This window comes from Campylobacter lari (assembly GCF_900638335.1).
Taxonomy (GTDB): Bacteria; Campylobacterota; Campylobacteria; order Campylobacterales; family Campylobacteraceae; genus Campylobacter_D; species Campylobacter_D lari_E.
In genome coordinates, this window is sequence record NZ_LR134508.1 from 1,226,849 (window position 1) to 1,247,340 (window position 20,492).

Genomic DNA, 20,492 nt, shown 5'->3' on the forward strand with positions numbered 1-20,492 from the left:
AATGAAACTACAACAAAATTTTACTGATAATAATTCTATAAAATATACTTGTATTTTAATCCTTATAGCCTTTGCTTTTAGTGTTTTGTGTAGATTATACTGGGTGGCTTGGGCAAGTGAGTTTTATGAGTTTTTCTTTAACGATCAACTTATGATTACCACTAACGATGGCTATGCTTTTGCAGAAGGTGCAAGAGATATGATAGCAGGTTTTCATCAACCTAATGACTTATCTTATTTTGGAAGCTCACTTTCTACTTTGACTTATTGGCTTTATAGTATTTTACCTTTTAGCTTTGAAAGTATTATTTTATACATGAGTACTTTTTTTGCTTCTTTGATTGTTGTGCCTATTATATTAATCGCAAGAGAGTATAAACTCACTACCTATGGCTTTATAGCAGCTTTACTTGGAAGCATTGCAAATAGTTATTATAACCGCACTATGAGTGGGTATTATGATACAGATATGCTAGTGTTAGTTTTACCAATGCTTATTTTGCTTACCTTTATACGCTTAACTATTAATAAAGACATTTTCACCCTACTTTTAAGTCCGATTTTTATTATGATTTATTTGTGGTGGTATCCATCAAGTTATTCTTTAAATTTTGCTATGATAGGACTTTTTGGACTTTATACTTTAGTGTTTCATAGAAAAGAAAAGATTTTTTATCTAGCTATTGCTTTGATGATCATAGCTTTAAGTATGCTAGCATGGCAATATAAACTTGCTTTGATTGTATTATTATTTGCTATTTTTGCCTTTAAAGAAGAAAAAATCAATTTTTATATGATTTGGGCTTTGATTTTTGTTAGCATTTTGATTTTACATTTAAGTGGTGGCTTAGATCCTGTTTTATATCAACTTAAATTTTATGTTTTTAAAGCTTCTGATGTGCAAAATTTAAAAGATGCTGCCTTTATGTATTTTAATGTTAATGAAACTATTATGGAAGTAAATACTATCGATCCTGAAGTATTTATGCAAAGAATTAGCTCTAGTGTTTTAGTATTTATCCTTTCTTTTATAGGTTTTATCTTACTTTGTAAGGATCATAAAAGCATGCTTTTAGCTCTACCTATGCTTGCACTAGGTTTTATGGCTTTAAGAGCTGGGCTTAGATTTACCATTTATGCAGTTCCTGTGATGGCTTTGGGTTTTGGGTATTTTTTATATATATTTTTTAATTTTTTAGAAAAAAAACAAATCAAACTTAGTCTAAGAAATAAAAATATCTTACTCATACTCATTGCATTTTTTAGTATAAGCCCTGCTTTGATGCATATTTATTATTATAAATCCTCTACTGTTTTTACTTCTTATGAAGCTAGTATTTTAAATGATTTAAAAAATAAAGCTCAAAGAGAAGATTATGTCGTTGCTTGGTGGGATTATGGTTACCCAATACGCTATTATAGTGATGTAAAAACCCTAATCGATGGTGGAAAACACCTAGGAAAAGATAATTTTTTCTCATCTTTTGTCTTAAGTAAAGAACAAATTCCAGCAGCTAACATGGCAAGACTTAGCGTAGAATACACTGAAAAATCTTTCAAGGAAAACTATCCTGATGTTTTAAAAGCTATGGTTAAAGATTATAACCAAACAAGTGCTAAAGATTTTTTAGAAAGTTTAAATGATAAAGATTTTAAATTTGATACCAATAAAACTAGAGATGTATATATTTACATGCCTTATAGAATGTTGCGTATCATGCCTGTGGTAGCACAATTTGCAAATACAAATCCTGACAATGGAGAGCAAGAAAAAAGTTTATTTTTCTCCCAAGCTAATGCCATAGCTCAAGATAAAACCACAGGTTCTGTTATGCTTGATAATGGAGTGGAAATTATTAATGATTTTAGAGCCTTAAAAGTAGAAGGTGCAAGTATACCTTTAAAAGCTTTTGTGGATATAGAATCCATCACTAATGGCAAATTTTATTACAATGAAATTGACTCAAAAGCTCAAATTTATTTACTCTTTTTAAGAGAATACAAAAGCTTTGTGATTTTAGATGAAAGTCTTTATAATAGCACTTATATACAAATGTTTTTATTAAATCAATATGATCAAGATTTATTTGAACAAGTCACTAATGATGCAAGAGCAAAAATTTATAGGCTAAAAAGATGAAAATAGGAATTTTAACCCATAGTGCAATGAGCGTGTATTATTTTCGTCTTGCACTCATTAAAGCTTTAGAAAAAAATAACCATGAAGTTATAATCATCACTCCAAAAGATGATTTTGCTATTAAATTACAAGAGCTAGGTTATAAGGTTTGCTTTTATGATTTAGCTAGATCAAGTGTTAATCCTTTGATTGTTTTTAAAAATCTACTTAGTTTAAAAAACACACTCAAAAGTTTAAATTTAGATCTTTTACAAACAAGCGCTCACAAAAGCAATACAACAGGTATTATAGCAGCTAAAATGGCGGGCATTAAATATACTTTTGGTTTGGTTGAGGGCTTAGGAAGTTTTTATATAGATGATGATTTTAAAAGCAAATTAGTAAGAATGAGTATTAATTTACTTTATAAAATTTCTTTTAAACTTGCTAATGGTTTTATTTTTGTCAATGAAAGCAATGCTTTATTTATGAAAAATTTAGGCTTAAAAGAAGAAAAAATCAAAATCATCAAATCCGTAGGGCTAAATTTAAAACAATTTTTACCTTTAAAAATTAGCACAGAAGAAAAACAAGCTTTTTTAAAAGAACACAATATGCCTGATAAACCTATCGTTTTAATGATCTCAAGAGCACTTTGGCATAAAGGTATTAAAGAATTTTATGAAGCAAGCCAAATTTTAAAAGATAAGGCAAATTTTGTTTTGGTAGGTGGAAGGGATGATAATAAATCTTGCGCACCATTAGAATTTTTAAACTCAAATGATGTTTTTTATCTTGGTGCAAGAAGTGATATTGCACATTTATTAAATTTATGCGATATTTTTGTTTTACCAAGCTATAAAGAAGGCTATCCAAGAACGGTTTTAGAAGCACAAGCTTGTAAAAAAGCATGTGTGGTAAGTGATGCTGAAGGTTGCATTGAGGCAGTGGATAATGCCATAGATGGTTTAATTTTCAAATGCAAAGATAGTAAAGATTTAGCCGAAAAAATCGCAGTTTTATTAGAAAATGAAAAACTAAAAAATACTTTGGCGCAAAATGCTTTTCTTAGAGCGCAAAATTATGATGAAAATATCATAGCTTTGAAATATCTTGATTTTTATAGGGGTTTTACAAATGTATAAAAATGGTTTAAAGCGTGTTTTTGACTTTTTTTTGGCTTTGATTTTATTGATTATTTTTTTACCCTTTATAGTGCTTATAGGTATTGTTTTAAAAATCGTTCAAGGAAGTGTGCTTTTTAAACAAGCAAGGCCAGGATTAAATGAAAAAATTTTTTATATTTATAAATTTAAAACTATGAGTGATGAAACCGATGAAAATGGAGAATTACTTCCTGATGAATTACGCCTAAAGCCCTTTGGTAAGCTAGTTAGAAGTTTGAGTTTAGATGAATTACCACAGCTTTTTAATGTATTAAAAGGCGATATGAGCTTCATAGGCCCAAGACCTTTACTTGTAGAATACTTGCCCTTATATAATCAAGAGCAAAAAAAACGCCACGATGTAAGACCAGGCATTACAGGTTGGGCACAGATTAATGGACGCAATGCTATTTCTTGGAAGCAAAAATTTAAATATGATGTAGAATATGTGCAAAATTGCTCTTTTTTATTTGATCTTAAAATCTTTTTTATGACCATTATTAAAGTTCTAAAAAGAAGTGGGGTTAATAAAGAAGGAGTAGCTACAACGGATAAATTCAATGGACATAACTAAAAGTATTTATATATATGGTTCTAGTGGGCATGGTTTAGTCTGTGCTGATGTAGCTAGAAATTTAGGATATGAAAAAATCATCTTTTTAGATGATAATAAAAGCTTAAAATATCACCCCAACTTAGAAAAACACGATATGTTTATTGCTATTGGTGCAAACTCTATTAGAGAAAAACTTTTCAAAAAAGCAAAAGAAGATGGATTTAGATTAGTAAATTTGATACACAAAAGTGCTATTATTAGCTCAAGTGCTTTTTTAGATGATGAGGGTGTATTAATCATGCCAAATGTCGTAGTTAATGCTAAAGCTAGCATTGCAAAAGGTGTGATTTTAAATACTGCTTGTGTGATTGAGCATGAGTGTTTTGTAGATGAGTTTAGCCATATTAGCGTTGGAGCTAAACTAACAGGAAATGTAAAAATAGGAAAACGTTGTTTTTTGGGAGTTAATTCAAGTGTTATTCCTTGTATGAGTTTAAATGATGATATAACTTTAGGTGCGGGAGCAGTTGTGGTTAAAAACTTAACTTCTAAAGGTATTTATGCTGGAGTTCCTGCTAAGAAAATTAAGGAGGTAAAATGAGATTTTTTCTATCAGCACCACATATGAGCGGAAAAGAATTAGAATACATACATAAAGCTTTTGAAAGTAATTATATAGCACCTTTAGGTGAGTTTGTCAATGCCTTAGAACAAAGTATTAAAGATTATACAAAAAGTTCTAACGCACTTGCTCTAAATGCAGCCACTGCAGCTATTCATTTAGCTTTAAGAGTTTTGGGTATCAAAGAAGGCGATATAGTTCTAGCTTCAAGTTTTACTTTTATTGCTTCAGTAGCACCCATTTCTTACATGAATGCTACGCCTGTGTTTATTGATTGTGATGAAACTTATAATTTAGATGTAAATTTATTAAAAAAAGCTATCAAAGAAAGCCCTAAAAAGCCAAAAGCTCTCATTTTAACACACCTTTATGGCAATGCTTCTAAAATGGATGAGATTGTCCAAATTTGTAAAGAAAATGAGGTTTTTTTAATCGAAGATGCCGCTGAAGCTTTGGGGAGTTTTTACAAAAATAAAGCTTTAGGTACTTTTGGGGATTTTGGAGTATATTCTTTTAATGGTAATAAAATCATCACAACAGGTGGTGGTGGCATGCTTGTAAGTGAAAATCATGCCAATCTTGAAAAAGCAAGATTTTATAGCACTCAAGCTAGAGAAAATTGCCTTCATTATGAGCATAAAGAATATGGCTATAATTATAGAATGAGCAATATCTTAGGTGCAATCGGCACTGCTCAAATGGAAGTTTTAGAAGAAAGAGTAAGTAAAAAGCGTGAAATTTATAGCTGGTATAAAGAATTTTTAAGTGGCACCTTTACTTTTTTAGATGAGCTTGAAAATACCAAGTCAAATCGCTGGTTAAGCACTGCTTTACTTGATTTTGATTTAAATAAACTTAATACTTATGAAAAACATTGTATATGTGAAAATAAGAATGTTCAAATTCAAGATAAAATTTTAGAAATCATGCAGGTTCTAAAAGATAATAAAATCGAAAGTCGTCCGCTTTGGAAACCAATGCATTTACAAGAGCTTTACAAAGGCTGCGATGCTTACTTAAATGGTAATAGTGAGTTTTTCTTTAGCAATGGAATTTGTCTTCCAAGTGCAACTACTATGAGTAAAGCTGATGTAGAGGAAGTTTCTACTTTAATCTTAAACACCTTAAAGGACTAAAATGGATTATAAAAGCAAACGCTTAGGTTTTTTCCTAGGCGCTGATATTTTACTTTTTGTTATAAGTATTTATTTGTCTTTTTCTTTACGTTTTAGTGCAGACATCCCGAGTGAGTTTTATGAAGGTATGTTTAAAAGTGCTGTGATTTTGATTTTACTTAAAATAGTTTTTCTAGCTTTTTTTAGAATTTATCAAGTTGCTTGGAGATTTTTCTCACTTAATGAAGCGCGCAAATTAGTTATTGCTTTAACTTTAGCCGAACTTGTATTTTTAGCAATTTATTATTTTTATGATGATTTTTTTAATCCTTTTCCAAGAAGCGTTATAGGGATAGACTTTGTTTTATCTTGTATGTTAATTGGAAGTTTGCGTATAAGCAAAAGAATGATTGTTGATTTTAGAAAGCCAAAATATAATGAAGAACATCCTTGTATAGTAGTTGGTGCCACTTCAAAGGCTTTACATTTATTAAAAGGAGCTAAAGAAGGAAGCTTAGGACTTTTCCCTGTTGCTGTGGTAGATGAACGTAAAAATTTAATAGGTACTTATTGTGATAAATTTATAGTTGAAGAAAAAGAAGCTATTAGAAAATATACCGCTGAAGGAATTCACACTGCTATCATTGCTTTAAAACTTGAACAAGAAGAACTCAAAAAGCTTTTTGATGAGCTTATTGCTTATGGGATTAATGATATAAAACTTTTTTCTTTTACGCAAAATGAAGCAAGAGATATAAGCATTGAAGATTTATTGGCACGTAAGCCAAAAGATTTGGATAATGCTTGCGTGATTGATTTTATCAAAGATAAAGTAGTTTTAGTTAGTGGAGCTGGTGGGACTATAGGAAGCGAGCTTTGTAAGCAATGTATTAAATTTGGTGCAAAGCATTTAATCATGCTTGATCATAGCGAGTATAATTTATATAAAATCAATGAAGAATTAAGCTTACACAAAGAAAAAATCGAACCTATTATGATGAGCATATTAGACAAAGAAGCTTTAGAAAAACTTTTACAAGAAAAAAACATAGATTTGATCTTACATGCAGCAGCTTACAAGCACGTGCCTTTATGTGAGCAAAATCCACATTCAGCTATTTTAAATAACATCATAGGCACTAAAAATTTAATCGATCTTGCAAAGACTTACAAGGTTGCTAAATTTGTTATGATAAGCACTGATAAAGCTGTGAGGCCAACTAATATCATGGGTTGCACAAAAAGAATTTGTGAGCTTTATGCGCTAAGTTCAAGTTGTGAAAATTTTGAAGTAGCTTGCGTGCGTTTTGGTAATGTTTTAGGCTCAAGTGGAAGCGTTATACCTAAATTTAAAACTCAAATTGCAGCTAATGAACCACTTACTCTTACTCATCCTGATATAGTGCGTTATTTTATGCTAGTAGATGAGGCTGTGCAACTTGTTTTACAAGCTGCGGCTATTGCTAAAGGTGGAGAATTATTTGTACTTGATATGGGTGAACCTGTTAAAATCATGGATTTGGCTAAAAAAATGCTTTTACTTTCTAATAAAAAGCTAGAAATTAAAATCACCGGACTTAGAAAAGGTGAAAAACTTTATGAAGAGCTTTTAATCCATAAAGATGATTTAAAAACTCAATACGAAAGTATTTTTGTTACCACTAGCGAAATTAAAGATTTAAAAATTTTAAATCAAGAAATAGAAAAATTACTCCAAAGCACAGATCCTGCAAAAGTTTTAAAGGAAATTGTGCCTGAATTTAATCACAATAAAAATGGAGAGTGATTAAATTCTAATTTTATTTTAAAATGGTATAATATATACTTTTAATTGATTAATAAAAATAAAAACGATACAATTACATTTTATGTAATTACATCAAAATAAAGGAAAAAAAGTGAAGTTATTAGTAGTTGATGATAGTTCTACCATGAGAAGAATAATCAAAAACACTCTTGTAAGATTAGGTCATAAAGATGTTTTAGAAGCTGAACATGGAGTTGAAGCTTGGGATTTACTTTCACAAAATGATGATATTAAAATTTTAATTACCGACTGGAATATGCCTGAAATGAATGGCTTAGAATTAGTAAAAAAAGTAAGAGCGGAAGAAAAATATGCTGATATGCCTATTATCATGGTAACTACAGAAGGTGGTAAAGCAGAAGTTATTACAGCTTTAAAAGCAGGTGTAAATAACTATATCGTAAAACCTTTTACACCTCAAGTATTAAAAGAAAAACTTGAAGATGTTTTAGGGACAAACGAAGGCTAATTATAAGTTTTTATGCAAACACATTATTACGAACTTTTTTTTCAAACAGACAAGGAATATTTAGATTTATTCCTTGATCTTATTTTTTCTCTAGATATAGACGCCATAGAAGAAAAAAACGATGGTATTTATATACGATCAGAAGAAGACATAGAACTCATTCAAATAGCCTTACAAAATTTTCATCAAAAATTATGTGAAAAATTTAACACTAAGATTTATTTTCACTCTACTTTAGAAAAAAAAGAAAATAAAAACTGGATAGAAGAGTATAAAAAAGGCATACAAGCTTTAACTATTGACAATATTCACATTCATACCACTTGGCAAAAACCTATGCAAGATAAGATCAATATCATTATAGATCCTGCCTTAGCTTTTGGTTCAGGACACCATGAAAGCACTTATACTTGTATAGAATTTTTACAAGAATACACAGATGATTCCAAATTTTGTTTAGATGTAGGCTGTGGAAGTGGGATTTTAAGCATCATCATGGCAAAGCTTGGAGCTAAAGTGCAAGCTTGCGATACAGATGAGCTAGCCATAGTTGCAAGCAAGGAAAATGCAAAATTAAATCAAGTTAGCTTTGATGATATTTGGGTAGGTTCTATTAATAAAAGCTTACATAAATATGATATAGTTGTGGCAAATATCATTGCCGATATTTTAATCATACTAGAAAAAGATCTTAAAGAAAAAACCAAAGAAGGTGGAATTTTAATCTTATCTGGTATTTTAAACAAATATGAAGAAAGAATTAAAGATAAATTCAAAGATTTGACTTTGTTAGAATGCAAACACAAAGGAGAATGGTTGAGTTTAGCTTACAAAAAGGAAACAAAATAATGAATAAAAAACCAAACGAACCAAAAGATAATCCAAACAACAATAGCTTTTTTAATAAAAATCCTATTTTTATTTTTGCTATTTTTGCCATTGTGATGATTCTTTTATTTAAAGGATTTTCAGATGATGGTAGCATGGGTATTATGGGCGGAGAAAATACTAAAAAAGTTACTTATTCTGAGTTGAAAACTTTAATTGAAAATAATCAAATTGCCCAAGTTAATATAGGTCAAACCACCATAAAAGCTGTATCTAAAGCAGGAAATATGGTGTATATTACTAAAAAAGTTCCAAATGATGCTACTTTTGTGCCTTTGCTTGATTCAAAAGGCGTTTCTTACGGGGCTTTTAATGAGAGTAATTGGTTTATAGATATCTTACTTTCTTGGGTTTTACCAGTATTTATTTTCTTTGGTATATGGATGTTTTTAGCCTCTCGTATGCAAAAAAATATGGGCGGATCTATACTTGGTATAGGAAGCTCTAAAAAACTTGTAAATTCAGAAAAACCAAAAGTTAAATTCAATGATGTCGCAGGTGTTGAGGAAGCAAAAGAAGAAGTTAAAGAAATTGTTGATTTTCTAAAATATCCTGAAAGATACATCAATCTTGGCGCAAAAATTCCAAAAGGACTTTTACTTGTAGGCCCTCCGGGTACGGGTAAAACTTTACTTGCAAAAGCAGTAGCAGGCGAAGCTGATGTACCATTTTTTAGTGTATCAGGTTCATCTTTTATAGAAATGTTTGTGGGTGTTGGAGCTAGTAGGGTTAGAGATTTATTTGAAAATGCTAAAAAAGAAGCTCCAGCTATTGTATTTATAGATGAAATTGATGCCATAGGTAAATCACGTGCGGCAAGTGGCATGATGGGTGGAAATGATGAAAGAGAGCAAACTTTAAATCAACTTCTAGCAGAAATGGATGGCTTTGGCACTGAAAGCTCACCAGTAATCGTACTAGCAGCGACAAATCGTCCTGAAGTACTTGATGCAGCATTGCTTAGACCGGGACGTTTTGATAGACAAGTTTTAGTGGATAAGCCTGATTTTAAAGGTAGATGCGATATTTTAAAAGTTCATATGAAAGATGTTAAAATTTCACCTGAAGTAAAGGTAGAAGATATCGCAAGATTAACAGCAGGTCTTGCTGGTGCTGATTTAGCAAATATCATCAACGAAGCAGCTTTACTTGCAGGTAGAGATTCTAAAAAACATGTAGAACAAAAAGACTTAGTTGAAGCAGTAGAAAGAGCTATAGCAGGACTTGAGAAAAAATCACGTAGAATTAACGATAAAGAGAAAAAAATCGTAACTTATCATGAATGTGGTCATGCTTTAATAGCTGAAACTACAAAAGGTGCTAAAAAAGTAAGTAAAGTTTCTGTTATACCACGCGGTTTAGCGGCTTTAGGGTATACACTTAACACTCCTGAGGAAAATAAATTTTTAATGCAAAAACACGAACTTTTAGCTGAAGTTGATGTGCTTTTAGGTGGGCGTGCGGCTGAAGAAATTTTCATTAAAGAAATTTCAACTGGTGCAAGCAATGACCTTGAACGTGCAACTGACATTATAAAAGCTATGATTTCTATGTATGGCATGAGTGAAATCGCAGGTTTAATGGTGCTTGAAAAGCAAAGAAATACTTTCTTAAGTGGCGGACAAACTATCAAAGATTATTCTGATAAAATGGCACAAGATTTAGATGAGTATGTGAAGAAAACCTTAGATGAGCGCTATGCTGGCGTAAAAGAAATTTTAAAAACCTATAGCGGTGCTATAGAAGTAATGGTACAAGCACTTTATGAAGAAGAAACTATTGATGGTGCCAAAGTAAGAGAGATTATTAAAAATTATGAAGAAGAAAATAATCTTCCAACACGCTTAGAAGAAAAAGAGCAAGAAGCTACTAAGGATAACTAATGAAAACAAATTTTATTGCAAAGGCTGGCTGGAATTTACTCATAGTTCTAGCCATAGTTTTTGCAATAGCTCAATTTATATGGGGATTTTCTTGGCTTTTATGGTGTATTTTTATACTTTTTGCTTGTCTTTTTAGAACTAGCAAAATCAGCTATATAGCAGATTCAAATACTATCATAGCTCCTATAGAAGGAAAAATAAAATGCATCAAAACAAGCTCGTATAAAGAGCTTGGTGAATGTATAGAAGTGCAAATTATTAATAATATTTTTTCTCAAGGAAGCATTATAGCTCCGCTTGATATGGAAATAGAAGAAACTAGGCTAAGACACGGGCTTTTTTTATGTCCATTTATGAAAAACACAAATTTAATGAGTGAAAGAATATTATTTTTAGCACGCTCTAAAGATAAACAATGGGCATTACGCATCATTTTTGGTGCCTTAAATAGAAAAACTCATATTGATGATTTTGGACACCATCTAAACCATGGGCAAAACATAGGTTTTATGTTTGATGGTAGTGTAAGTTTATTACTCCCAAAAGATACTAGAATTTGTATAAATGAAAATGATAAAGTACGCATTGGTGCATTAATAGGATATTTAAATCCATGAATTTTAAACTAATTTACATTTTACCAAATCTTTTTACAGCTGCTTCTATATTTTTAGGAATCATTTCAGTAATAGCTTCTATAAATCAAAACTTTGACAAAGCATTGATTTATATTATTTTATCACTAATCTGTGATGGCTTAGATGGTCGCGTGGCAAGAGCTACAAATTCTACCTCTAAATTTGGAGTTGAATTTGATTCTTTAGCTGATATAATAGCCTTTGGTGTTGCACCTGCTATGCTTTTTTATATGAGTATAGGCTATGAATATGGTCGTTTTGGCTCCTTAATAGCGGGATTATTTGTAGTTTTTGGTGCTATACGCTTAGCAAGATTTAATATCACCACAGGAACTTATGAACCTTCAGTTTTTATAGGACTTCCTATACCAACAGCTGCAGTTGTAAGTGCTCTATGGGTGAGTGCTTATTTATATTATGATTTTTTGCATAATTTTTCTTTAGTGATAGTGTGTATTCAAATACTTTTAGCTTTTTTAATGGTGAGCAATATAAGATACCCGAGTTTTAAAAAAATCGATCTAAAACGTGCAAATGTTTTGAAAGTACTTATTCTTTTAGTGATTTTATTTTCTATGCTTTATTTATATTTTTTAGAAAGTGCATTAATCATTGCTAGTTTGTATGTACTTTATGGAATTATACGTAGTTTTTTTACACTAGCACGTAAATTTAAAAAAGATTAATTTTATTTTCACTTCATTTTTTAACAATATACTTTTTATTATTTCAAAAAAAGGAGTTGAAAAATGAATAAAAATAAATTATTCAGACAAATTCATATTTATATTAGTTTGTTCTTTTTACCGCTAGCATTTTTATATGCTGTTACTGGTTTTGCTTATATAGCTGGTTTTGATGGGGAAAGTGGAGCTAAAATTAAAACTCAAAAAGTTCAAGCCATTATCCAAGAAGGTGCTGAAGCTGAATTTTTAATTGATTTTTTAAAGAAAAATAACTTAAAACTTCCTTCATCTTTAGAACCAAAACTTAACAAAAAAGGCGATGGTATAGAGCTTGGTGCTATAAACTATACTGCAAGTATTGTCAAAATAGATGAAAATAATTATGAAATTATTACAAAAGAAAGAAGTTTACTTGGAAATATGATTTTGCTTCATAAAGACAAAGGTATGTGGTATTTTTCCGTACTTGGCTTAGCCTTTGCTTTAGCTATGGCAGTGCTTTATATTTCCGGTATTTTAATCACGCTTATTGCTATACGCAAAGATAGAGCAAAGCAAATTGCTGTTTTAAGTACTGGTTTTGTTATAACTTTAATCATAGCTTATCTTAGTGTATAAATTTAAGGTATATCTTATAATCAATAAGATATACTTTTTCTTTTAATATGGACAGATGGGTGAGTGGCTGAAACCACACCCCTGCTAAGGGTGCAGATCTTAACGGGTCTCGAGGGTTCAAATCCCTCTCTGTCCGCCACCTTATAAGATTCATTTTCTTTCATCTGTTTTAATAGTTTTTGTTGTTATAATTAATACTATCAAACTTAATAAATCTAAAGGCAAGCTTCACATACTATGCAAATTTATGCTTCTATTGATTTGAAATCTTTTTATGCTTCAGCTGAATGTGTTTTAAGAAATTTAGATCCTTTGACAACTAATCTTATTGTAGCAGATGAATCAAGAACAGATAAAACCATCATACTAGCTGTTTCACCTGCACTAAAAACTTACAATATACCCGGTAGATTAAGACTTTTTGAGTTTAAACAAAAAATTCATTCAATCAACCAAGAAAGATTAAAACAAATTCAAAAACACCACTTCAAAGCTAAAAGTTTTGATATATTAGAACTTAAAAATAATTTAAATTTAGAACTAGACTACATCATAGCTAAGCCTAGAATGGCTACTTATATAGAATTTAGTACAAAAATATACAGCATTTATTTGAAGTATTTTGATGCTAAAGATATCCATATATACTCTATTGATGAAGTTTTTATCGATCTTAGTTCTTATCTTGAAAAATACAAACTTTCAGCTTATGAGCTACTTACTAAGGTTTTACTTGATATTTTACACACAAGTAGAATCACTGCAACAGCAGGTATAGGCACAAATTTATACTTAGCTAAAATTGCCATGGATATACTTGCTAAAAGGCAAAAAGCAGATAACAATGGCTTGCTTATAGCCTTTTTAGATGAAAAATTATATAGATACAAATTATGGCAACACAAACCTTTAAAAGATTTTTGGCGTGTAGGTAAAGGTATCGCTTTAAAACTTGCGAATTTAAACATTCACACTATGGGAGATCTTGCAAGATTTTCTTTAAAACATGAAGCTTTGCTTTATAAACATTTTGGTGTTAATGCTGAATTATTAATCGATCATGCATGGGGTATTGAAACTTGCACGATGAAAGATATTAAAAACTACAAATCACAAAATCATTCTAAAGTCATGGCCAAGGTTTTACCTTTTGCATATGATAATAATCAAGCAATAAAAGTTTTAAAAGAACTTGTGGATCATTTAGTACTTGAACTTATAAAAAATAACCTTAAAACAAACCATATCACGCTAGATATACAATATGACAAAAGTAATTTAGAAAATTCAAGTCGTTTAGCTTCTTATAAAGGAGCTATTACTAAAGATAATTACGGAAGAACTATACCTAAAAATGCTCATGGAAGTGTGAATTTAGAAAATTTTACCCATTCTCTAAAAATCATCAATAAAAAAGCTTTAGAGCTTTTTTGCAAAATCAGTGATAAAAACTTAAGCATTAGAAAAATCAGCCTAAGTTTAAATAATATCACAGATAAAGCTCAAGAAAATTTCCAAGAATTAAATTTATTTAGTGATTTTAATGCAATTTTGCAAGAAAAAAATCAACTTGAAAAAGAAGAAAAGCTCCAAAAAGCAAGACTTCAAATCATGCAAAAATTTGGTAAAAAGGCTATTTTAAAAGCTTCAAGCTTAGATAATGAAACTAAAGAAATTACTTCTTTAATAGGAGGTCATAATGCATGATGAGTATAAAGATATAATAGATAAAAAATATCAAAAATCAAAACAATTCCCACCAATGCCAAGAGAAAAAAGAGCAGCGCAATTTGCTCCATTTTCAGTACTAAATGGTTTTAGTAAAGCGATTTTAAAAACGCAAAAAGATATGGAAAAAGCATTAGAAAATAGCAAATATCAAGAAGAAAGCTAAGTTCTTCTTGATAAAAATTTTATTTTATATTAGAGTATTTTTCAAACTCTCCGCTTTCATCGATTTCATTACCATAAAGTTTATGTAATTCATAGTAGTATTTTACAAATTCTTTACACTCTTTGTTAAGTGGTAAAAATACCTCATCTTCTAAAACACAAAACTCATCTAAATAATTTTTAGCATCTTCTTTTAGCATATAATGTCTTGCTAGCTTATAATAATTTTGCATAAACACAGCCTTAAAGGCTTCATAAGCTTCCTCATCAAATTTAATGTTTAATTTCTCATTTGCAAAAGATAGCACTCCTGATTTAAACAATAAAGACAAGTGGATTAAACCTTCGGTATAATAAGGCTTAACCTCCTCTACTCTTTGCCAAGCGATCAATCCTATAGCTCTTTTAATAAGCTCATAAAATACAGGAAGCTTTAAATCATCTTCTTCATGTAAGAAGAAATTTACAAGCCCACCAGCAGTAGCTTTAAACTCTTCTATATTTTTAAATACACCACTTTCATTCATTTTCTTTTCGCTATCATTTGCCACAAAGAAAATATGCCCAAACTCATGACCTATAGTAGAAACTTCATAAATTCTTTTCCATAATTTTTCATTATAAAATAAAATTTCTCTACCATAATCTAAAAATTCTTTTTCAAACACCATAGAAGAAAGCTTCATAAAAGGCTTGGTTTTAGCATTTTCATAAACGTAATTTAAAAAAGCAAAGATCTTTTTACCTGCTATATTGCTTACATACTCATCATTTGGCACTACTTGAGCAGAAAAAAGCCCCTTAAGCTCTGCTCCATAAAAAATCATAGGCATGCAAATATAAAGCTGAGTTTTTTCAAGATTAAAATTCACTTCATCAAACAAAGCTTCATCTTCTTCATCTAAATTTGCATATACCATTGCAAAACTTTCTTTGATTTTATCTTTAAACTCACTCCCATTAAAATCACTCTCATCTTCTAAGCGTATATCCCACTCAAGTGCCACTGCATGCGTGTAAGAGTCTTCATAATATTCTAAAGGATGGCCAATTTGCAATGGGCATTTTACTTCCATCCACGCAAGCTCTGCTTCTTGCCATTTTTTAACTACTTCATTATTATCTTTTTCACAAAAAGCAAATTTTAATTTTTCTATATAATCAATATAAGCATTTTTTTCATCATCTAACGCACAATTTCTTAGTTTTTCTAAAAGTTTATCAAACTCATATTCAAGCTTTAAAACTTCATTTTCAAAAGCTTTTGCATAAGGTAAAAATCTCCAAAGTGTTCCTATTTTAACTAAAGCCCCATAGCTTCTTTCACAAATTTCTCCATCTTGATTAAGCTGATAAAGCTCATTTTGTTTTAAAAACTCCAAAGCATCGCTTAAATTTGGAAATTGTTCTTTTAAAATTTTATTATTTGTATCTAAAATTTGCTTACTCCAAACAAGCTCAAAAGAATTCATAACTACACCTATATTATGCACACCTTGAACTAAAGCCAAATAAAACTCATCAAGTAAATTTTTACTCTTAATCTCATCGATTAAATCTTGGTGTTCTACTTCATAAAAGGCTCTTACTAAAGAAAAAACTTTATATTTTATTTGAGAAATTTCTTCTTCATTTAAACCTTTTTTCTCAAGCTCTTGGACTAAATTTTCCTCTTTTAAATCCACCAAACGACGCAACATTGCCAAAACATTGCTTTTTTCATTTTCAAGATTAGCTAGTTCTAAGGCTCTATCTATCAAAGGATGACTTTGATTAGTTTGAAGTATATTATAAAGACTATTGATATTTTGTTTCCTATTTTTCACAATTTTTGCTATTTGCTTAAAATCATTCATTTTTTACCTTTCTTTATTTTTAAAACTTAATTATAATGTTTTTTTTAAAACACAAGGAGAATGTATGAAAGATATGGGAGAACCTAAGCTAAGAGTTATAGCTATGCCAAGCAATACAAACCCTGCTGGTAATATCTTTGGTGGTTGGATCATGTCACAAATTGATCTAGCTGGAGCCATTGCCGCAAGAGAACTTTCCCCACAAAGAGTTGTCACAGTTGCGGTAGATAAAATCATTTTCAAAGAACCTATTTTTGTAGGAGATTTAGTATCTTGCTATGCAAAAATCATCAAAGCAGGTAATACATCCATCACCGTAGAAGTAGAAGTAGCTACTCAAAGAGCTAATGAATATGGCCGTGTGTATTGTATGCATGTAACTTCAGCTGTGGTAACTTATGTAAGCGTAGATAAAGATGGAAATAAATTTCCTATTGATGCGGATTTAAAAAGATTACATGGCTTTTAATATGTTTTATTGTATTTTCAAAAAAAATTTTATATCATCACAGAAAACTTTCTAAGGCTTATATATGCGTGGATATAAAATATTTTCTGGTTCGGCAAATGAGGAATTTGCTAAAAAAATCTCAAAATACCTTTCACTACCTCTAAGCAATGCAGGTGTGAAGCGTTTTAGCGATGGTGAAATTAGCATTCAAATAGATGAAAGCGTGCGTGGTAAAGATGTATTTATCATACAAAGCACTTGTGCTCCAACAAATGATAATCTAATGGAGCTTTTAATCATGACAGATGCATTGCGTCGCTCAAGTGCAAGCTCTATCACAGCTATCATCCCTTATTTTGGCTATGCTAGACAAGATAGAAAAGCAAGTCCTAGGGTGCCTATTACTGCAAAATTAGTAGCAAATCTTATAGAATCAGCAGGAGTAGATAGAGTAGCTACTATAGACTTACACGCTGGACAAATTCAAGGCTTTTTTGATATACCGGTGGATAATCTTTATGGAAGTATTATTTTTAACGATTATATTAAAAATAAAAACTATAAAAATCCTATCATCGCAAGTCCTGACATAGGTGGTATAGCAAGAGCTAGAAGCGTAGCAAAAGCTTTAGGGCTTGATATAGTTATAGTAGATAAAAGACGCGAAAAAGCTAATGAAAGCGAAGTGATGAATGTCATCGGTGATGTAAAAGATAAAGAAGTAATTTTAGTAGATGATATCATCGATACAGCAGGAACTATAGTAAAAGCTGCTGAAGTGTTTAAAAGCAAAGGTGCAAAGTCAGTTATAGCTTGCTGCACTCACCCTGTGCTTAGTGGTGTAGCTTATGAAAGAATAGCTAAAGATGCATTAGATGAGCTAGTAGTAACTGACACTATACCTTTAAAACAACAAATGGATAAAATCAAAGTCCTAAGCGTAGCACCTATTTTTGGTGAGGTAATACGCAGAGTTTATCATAATGAAAGCGTGAATTCTTTATTTGTATAAATTCTTTGCAAGGATAGCCTTGCAAAGAAAGCTTATTTTAACTTAGATGACAAAAGACTATAATCCTTTTTAATATCTTTAAGTTTTAATGAATTTAATATTTTATTTTCAGTTTCGGCTGACCAATATATTTTTAATCTTTTCTTAGCTCTTGTTATAGCTGTATAAAATATATTATGTGTTATTTGTTCTTCTATTTCATCTGAAATAATTATAGAAACATTATCATATTCTAAACCTTGTGCTTTATGTATAGAAATAGCATAAGCTACTTGAAAAGGAACAGCATGCTCTTTTTCGTCCTCTTCATCAGAATTTATTTCATTTACCCTAAAAGTAATTTCTGTATATTCATTATTAAATTTTTTAGTAATTTTAAAATCTTTTTCACTCTCTTCACTTATATTTTTATAAACATTTACCACAAAAAAAGCATATCCTTTTCCTTTCTTTATATCTACTATCGATCCTTTTAAGTTGTTGTGAATGACTTGTCCAAATCTTGAAGAGGATTCATTATTAAACAATATAGGATCGTTTATTTTATAATATAAGCTATTAAATTGAATGTATTGTTTAGGATTATTTTCTTGTAAAAGCCTATTTATATTATTTACACCATATAACCCACCATAATTAAGGCATAAAATAATCTCATCTTCTTTTTGCGTATTAAAATTAAAATTTTCTATTTTTTCAGATATTTTTTTCTTAGAAAGCTTTTCAAGTATATTCTCCCCTAGCTCTCTTACTTCTTTCCATAAATCTTGCAATCTTTCATCATTAGTTCTATAAATATGTTTTAGCTCTATTTGCTTATCTTTGAAAAAGTTTTGAGCAAATAAAAACCAATTTCCAAAATCAATAGCCTCTATTTGATATACATCTCCAACACAAACCAAAACATCACATTTTACTTTATCTAAAAATTCAAACATATGTTTATTATCAATCGTACTACACTCATCAATAATCACAACATCATATACTTGCTCTTTTCTTTTTTTTACGCAAGAAGATACAACATTAAAACTCCATAATGGATTTTTTATTCTTCTTTTTATATTATCTAATGCTGTGTAAGTATTTGTCAAAAATAATATATTTTTATCTTTAAAAAAATTAGAAATATATTCTATTAATGTGGTTTTGCCTGTTCCTGCTGCACCATATATCAATGCTAATTTTGAATCGCAAAACATTTTTTCTAGAAAATTCTTTTTTTCTTCACAATCTAAGTTGTTATTCTTTAACCATTTTTCTATATCTTTTTGATAATTTTCTATACCACTTTGGGTAAAATTTTTAAGCTTTAAAATAATATTTTTTATCGCTGTTTCATCTTCATTAATATATAAATATTTTTCATATAATATTTCTATATGTCTTTTTGGCTTATGGTCTTTATACTTAATAGAATCATTGTGTTTTCTAACTAGTTCTAAAATATTTTCTTTAGAAATTTGCCCAAAATCCTCAATATCCTTATATAAGTTTCCATGAATTTTAGAGTTATTTTTAATAGTTCTGGCTAATAATTCATGCTTTCTATCTTTCACATCTAAACACTCATATAAGTCAATTAATCTAGGATTATGTCCTGTCAAAGAAGTACAAAAAGGCATATCTTCAAAAGGTATGGAAGAATTTTTTAAATATAAATTTGATAATTTTTCATTAACAAAATCACCTTTTTGATGTTTTACAACAACATTATTCATACTATTTAATAAATAACTAAGGATATTTTTTCCTTTTTTATTATTTGTAATAATATCCCTTGTCTTATCAAGACATTTAAAAAAATCATTAAATTTATTTTCACTAAATTCATTCTTGATGTTTTGATATTCTATATCATTTAATTTTACAATATCTAGCAAGCTCAATTCATTGTATTTTAAAAATTGCATGATTCTCTCATACTTTGCATTTCTTGTAAAATTAACATTAGCTAATCCAAAAATAGCACAAAAATTCTTTAACTCACAAGGTCTTATACTTACATTCCAATTGATTATTAATATAATGGGTATCTTAAATGATTTCAACCATATACTAGTATCATATAGTTTTAATTCAACAGCATAATTATCTGGAATATATTCTTTTGAAAAAGCTATAATTTTATCAAATTTACTTGTATAGTTTTTAGCTAATGCAAATGTTACCTCATAATATATTTTTTTATCTACAACAAATGGCTTGACTTTATGTATATAAAATTTATCAGTTCTTTCTCTTTCAAATATACTTGTATTATTGATTTTATTTACAACTCTTTCATAATATTGCAGACTTAGATTATCAAGCTTAATAGGAAATTCATATATATTTTGCAAAATATCTATGTTTAAACTATTTTTACAAAATTGCTTTATTTTAATTAAAATAGAAATATATTTTAACATCAATCTTTCTGAAGTTTCCTCATCTGGAGTGTAATGAGAAGATGTTATTTGTAAAAAATTATGCATTTTTCTAATATTTACATATTTAGCCTTATCACTTATATACACAATTGCAACTTTTATATTATCATAGTGACTACTAAAATTATTATTTGTATCTCTATTATAAATATATAAAGCAATATGCTCTATTAGATTTCTTAACTCATTAAGTATATTTTGAGATAAAAACCCTCTATCATCCTCGTGTTTTTTTATATTTTTATTAAATTTTGACTAATAACTATAATTTGTTCTAAAAC

The 20,492-nt window shown here is 29.5% G+C and carries 18 protein-coding genes and 1 tRNA gene; 17 read left to right on the plus strand and 2 right to left on the minus strand.

Annotated elements, in window-relative coordinates; genetic code table 11:
• Position 1 precedes the first annotated feature (1 nt).
• From pglB to EL235_RS06340, 15 genes are all read left to right on the plus strand, one after another.
• On the plus strand, positions 2 to 2,140 hold the full coding sequence (gene pglB, locus EL235_RS06270) for an undecaprenyl-diphosphooligosaccharide--protein glycotransferase (protein ID WP_126341055.1): 2,139 nt from the start codon (positions 2 to 4) through the stop codon (positions 2,138 to 2,140).
• A complete protein-coding gene (gene pglA / locus EL235_RS06275) occupies positions 2,137 to 3,264 on the plus strand; it encodes a N,N'-diacetylbacillosaminyl-diphospho-undecaprenol alpha-1,3-N-acetylgalactosaminyltransferase (protein ID WP_126341056.1) in 1,128 nt (375 codons plus the stop codon). Before pglB ends, pglA begins: the two co-directional genes overlap by 4 nt.
• A complete protein-coding gene (gene pglC, locus EL235_RS06280) occupies positions 3,257 to 3,859 on the plus strand; it encodes an undecaprenyl phosphate N,N'-diacetylbacillosamine 1-phosphate transferase (RefSeq protein ID WP_126341057.1) in 603 nt (200 codons plus the stop codon). The genes pglA and pglC overlap by 8 nt, the downstream gene beginning before the upstream one ends.
• Entirely contained in the window at positions 3,846 to 4,442 is a 597-nt protein-coding gene (gene pglD / locus EL235_RS06285) for a UDP-N-acetylbacillosamine N-acetyltransferase (RefSeq protein WP_126341058.1), read from the plus strand. Before pglC ends, pglD begins: the two co-directional genes overlap by 14 nt.
• On the plus strand, positions 4,439 to 5,599 hold the full coding sequence (gene pglE, locus EL235_RS06290; protein WP_126341059.1) for a UDP-N-acetylbacillosamine transaminase: 1,161 nt from the start codon (positions 4,439 to 4,441) through the stop codon (positions 5,597 to 5,599). The genes pglD and pglE overlap by 4 nt, the downstream gene beginning before the upstream one ends.
• 1 nt (position 5,600) lies before the next feature.
• Positions 5,601 to 7,364 (plus strand): UDP-N-acetylglucosamine 4,6-dehydratase (configuration-retaining), encoded by a 1,764-nt coding sequence (pglF, locus tag EL235_RS06295; protein WP_126341060.1) that lies wholly within the window; start codon positions 5,601 to 5,603, stop codon positions 7,362 to 7,364.
• Between the two features lie 112 nt (positions 7,365 to 7,476).
• Positions 7,477 to 7,854 (plus strand): chemotaxis response regulator CheY, encoded by a 378-nt coding sequence (locus EL235_RS06300; protein WP_039619063.1) that lies wholly within the window; start codon positions 7,477 to 7,479, stop codon positions 7,852 to 7,854.
• A gap of 12 nt (positions 7,855 to 7,866) precedes the next feature.
• Positions 7,867 to 8,703 (plus strand): 50S ribosomal protein L11 methyltransferase, encoded by an 837-nt coding sequence (locus tag EL235_RS06305; RefSeq protein WP_126341061.1) that lies wholly within the window; start codon positions 7,867 to 7,869, stop codon positions 8,701 to 8,703.
• Positions 8,703 to 10,625, plus strand: coding sequence for an ATP-dependent zinc metalloprotease FtsH (gene ftsH, locus EL235_RS06310; protein WP_039619068.1), 1,923 nt, complete (start codon positions 8,703 to 8,705; stop codon positions 10,623 to 10,625). The genes EL235_RS06305 and ftsH overlap by 1 nt, the downstream gene beginning before the upstream one ends.
• Positions 10,625 to 11,242, plus strand: a complete 618-nt coding sequence (locus EL235_RS06315) for a phosphatidylserine decarboxylase (protein WP_126341062.1) — start codon at positions 10,625 to 10,627, stop codon at positions 11,240 to 11,242. The genes ftsH and EL235_RS06315 overlap by 1 nt, the downstream gene beginning before the upstream one ends.
• Positions 11,239 to 11,949 carry a CDP-diacylglycerol--serine O-phosphatidyltransferase gene (gene pssA / locus EL235_RS06320; RefSeq protein WP_039626901.1) on the plus strand — a complete coding sequence of 237 codons (711 nt, stop codon included), beginning with the start codon at positions 11,239 to 11,241 and terminating at the stop codon, positions 11,947 to 11,949. Before EL235_RS06315 ends, pssA begins: the two co-directional genes overlap by 4 nt.
• Positions 11,950 to 12,012: 63 nt before the next feature.
• Positions 12,013 to 12,567 carry a membrane protein gene (locus EL235_RS06325; RefSeq protein ID WP_039626903.1) on the plus strand — a complete coding sequence of 185 codons (555 nt, stop codon included), beginning with the start codon at positions 12,013 to 12,015 and terminating at the stop codon, positions 12,565 to 12,567.
• A gap of 49 nt (positions 12,568 to 12,616) precedes the next feature.
• Positions 12,617 to 12,706: transfer RNA gene (locus EL235_RS06330), tRNA-Ser, on the plus strand.
• Positions 12,707 to 12,804: 98 nt separating this feature from the next.
• Positions 12,805 to 14,274 carry a Y-family DNA polymerase gene (locus EL235_RS06335; protein ID WP_126341063.1) on the plus strand — a complete coding sequence of 490 codons (1,470 nt, stop codon included), beginning with the start codon at positions 12,805 to 12,807 and terminating at the stop codon, positions 14,272 to 14,274.
• Positions 14,267 to 14,461 carry a hypothetical protein gene (locus EL235_RS06340; protein WP_087690067.1) on the plus strand — a complete coding sequence of 65 codons (195 nt, stop codon included), beginning with the start codon at positions 14,267 to 14,269 and terminating at the stop codon, positions 14,459 to 14,461. Before EL235_RS06335 ends, EL235_RS06340 begins: the two co-directional genes overlap by 8 nt.
• Positions 14,462 to 14,480: 19 nt before the next feature.
• Here the strand turns inward: EL235_RS06340 and ciaB are convergent, their stop codons facing one another.
• On the minus strand, positions 14,481 to 16,316 hold the full coding sequence (gene ciaB, locus EL235_RS06345; protein ID WP_126341064.1) for an invasion protein CiaB: 1,836 nt from the start codon (positions 16,314 to 16,316) through the stop codon (positions 14,481 to 14,483).
• Between the two features lie 64 nt (positions 16,317 to 16,380).
• Between ciaB and EL235_RS06350 the strand changes: the two genes are divergently transcribed.
• Together EL235_RS06350 and EL235_RS06355 are read left to right on the plus strand one after the other, a co-directional pair.
• Positions 16,381 to 16,785 carry an acyl-CoA thioesterase gene (locus EL235_RS06350; RefSeq protein ID WP_126341065.1) on the plus strand — a complete coding sequence of 135 codons (405 nt, stop codon included), beginning with the start codon at positions 16,381 to 16,383 and terminating at the stop codon, positions 16,783 to 16,785.
• A 64-nt stretch (positions 16,786 to 16,849) separates the two neighbouring features.
• Positions 16,850 to 17,779, plus strand: a complete 930-nt coding sequence (locus tag EL235_RS06355) for a ribose-phosphate pyrophosphokinase (protein ID WP_039619082.1) — start codon at positions 16,850 to 16,852, stop codon at positions 17,777 to 17,779.
• A gap of 32 nt (positions 17,780 to 17,811) precedes the next feature.
• Here the strand turns inward: EL235_RS06355 and EL235_RS06360 are convergent, their stop codons facing one another.
• On the minus strand, positions 17,812 to 20,298 hold the full coding sequence (locus EL235_RS06360) for an AAA family ATPase (protein ID WP_197719672.1): 2,487 nt from the start codon (positions 20,296 to 20,298) through the stop codon (positions 17,812 to 17,814).
• Between the last annotated feature and the right edge of the window lie 194 nt (positions 20,299 to 20,492).

Coding starts and splice junctions, on each gene's coding strand:
- pglB (WP_126341055.1), top strand. CDS start 2: ATGAAACTACAACAAAATTTTACTGATAATAATTCTATAAAATATACT.
- pglA (WP_126341056.1), top strand. CDS start 2,137: ATGAAAATAGGAATTTTAACCCATAGTGCAATGAGCGTGTATTATTTT.
- pglC (WP_126341057.1), top strand. CDS start 3,257: ATGTATAAAAATGGTTTAAAGCGTGTTTTTGACTTTTTTTTGGCTTTG.
- pglD (WP_126341058.1), top strand. CDS start 3,846: ATGGACATAACTAAAAGTATTTATATATATGGTTCTAGTGGGCATGGT.
- pglE (WP_126341059.1), top strand. CDS start 4,439: ATGAGATTTTTTCTATCAGCACCACATATGAGCGGAAAAGAATTAGAA.
- pglF (WP_126341060.1), top strand. CDS start 5,601: ATGGATTATAAAAGCAAACGCTTAGGTTTTTTCCTAGGCGCTGATATT.
- EL235_RS06305 (WP_126341061.1), top strand. CDS start 7,867: ATGCAAACACATTATTACGAACTTTTTTTTCAAACAGACAAGGAATAT.
- ftsH (WP_039619068.1), top strand. CDS start 8,703: ATGAATAAAAAACCAAACGAACCAAAAGATAATCCAAACAACAATAGC.
- EL235_RS06315 (WP_126341062.1), top strand. CDS start 10,625: ATGAAAACAAATTTTATTGCAAAGGCTGGCTGGAATTTACTCATAGTT.
- pssA (WP_039626901.1), top strand. CDS start 11,239: ATGAATTTTAAACTAATTTACATTTTACCAAATCTTTTTACAGCTGCT.
- EL235_RS06325 (WP_039626903.1), top strand. CDS start 12,013: ATGAATAAAAATAAATTATTCAGACAAATTCATATTTATATTAGTTTG.
- EL235_RS06335 (WP_126341063.1), top strand. CDS start 12,805: ATGCAAATTTATGCTTCTATTGATTTGAAATCTTTTTATGCTTCAGCT.
- EL235_RS06340 (WP_087690067.1), top strand. CDS start 14,267: ATGCATGATGAGTATAAAGATATAATAGATAAAAAATATCAAAAATCA.
- ciaB (WP_126341064.1), bottom strand. CDS start 16,316: ATGAATGATTTTAAGCAAATAGCAAAAATTGTGAAAAATAGGAAACAA.
- EL235_RS06350 (WP_126341065.1), top strand. CDS start 16,381: ATGAAAGATATGGGAGAACCTAAGCTAAGAGTTATAGCTATGCCAAGC.
- EL235_RS06355 (WP_039619082.1), top strand. CDS start 16,850: ATGCGTGGATATAAAATATTTTCTGGTTCGGCAAATGAGGAATTTGCT.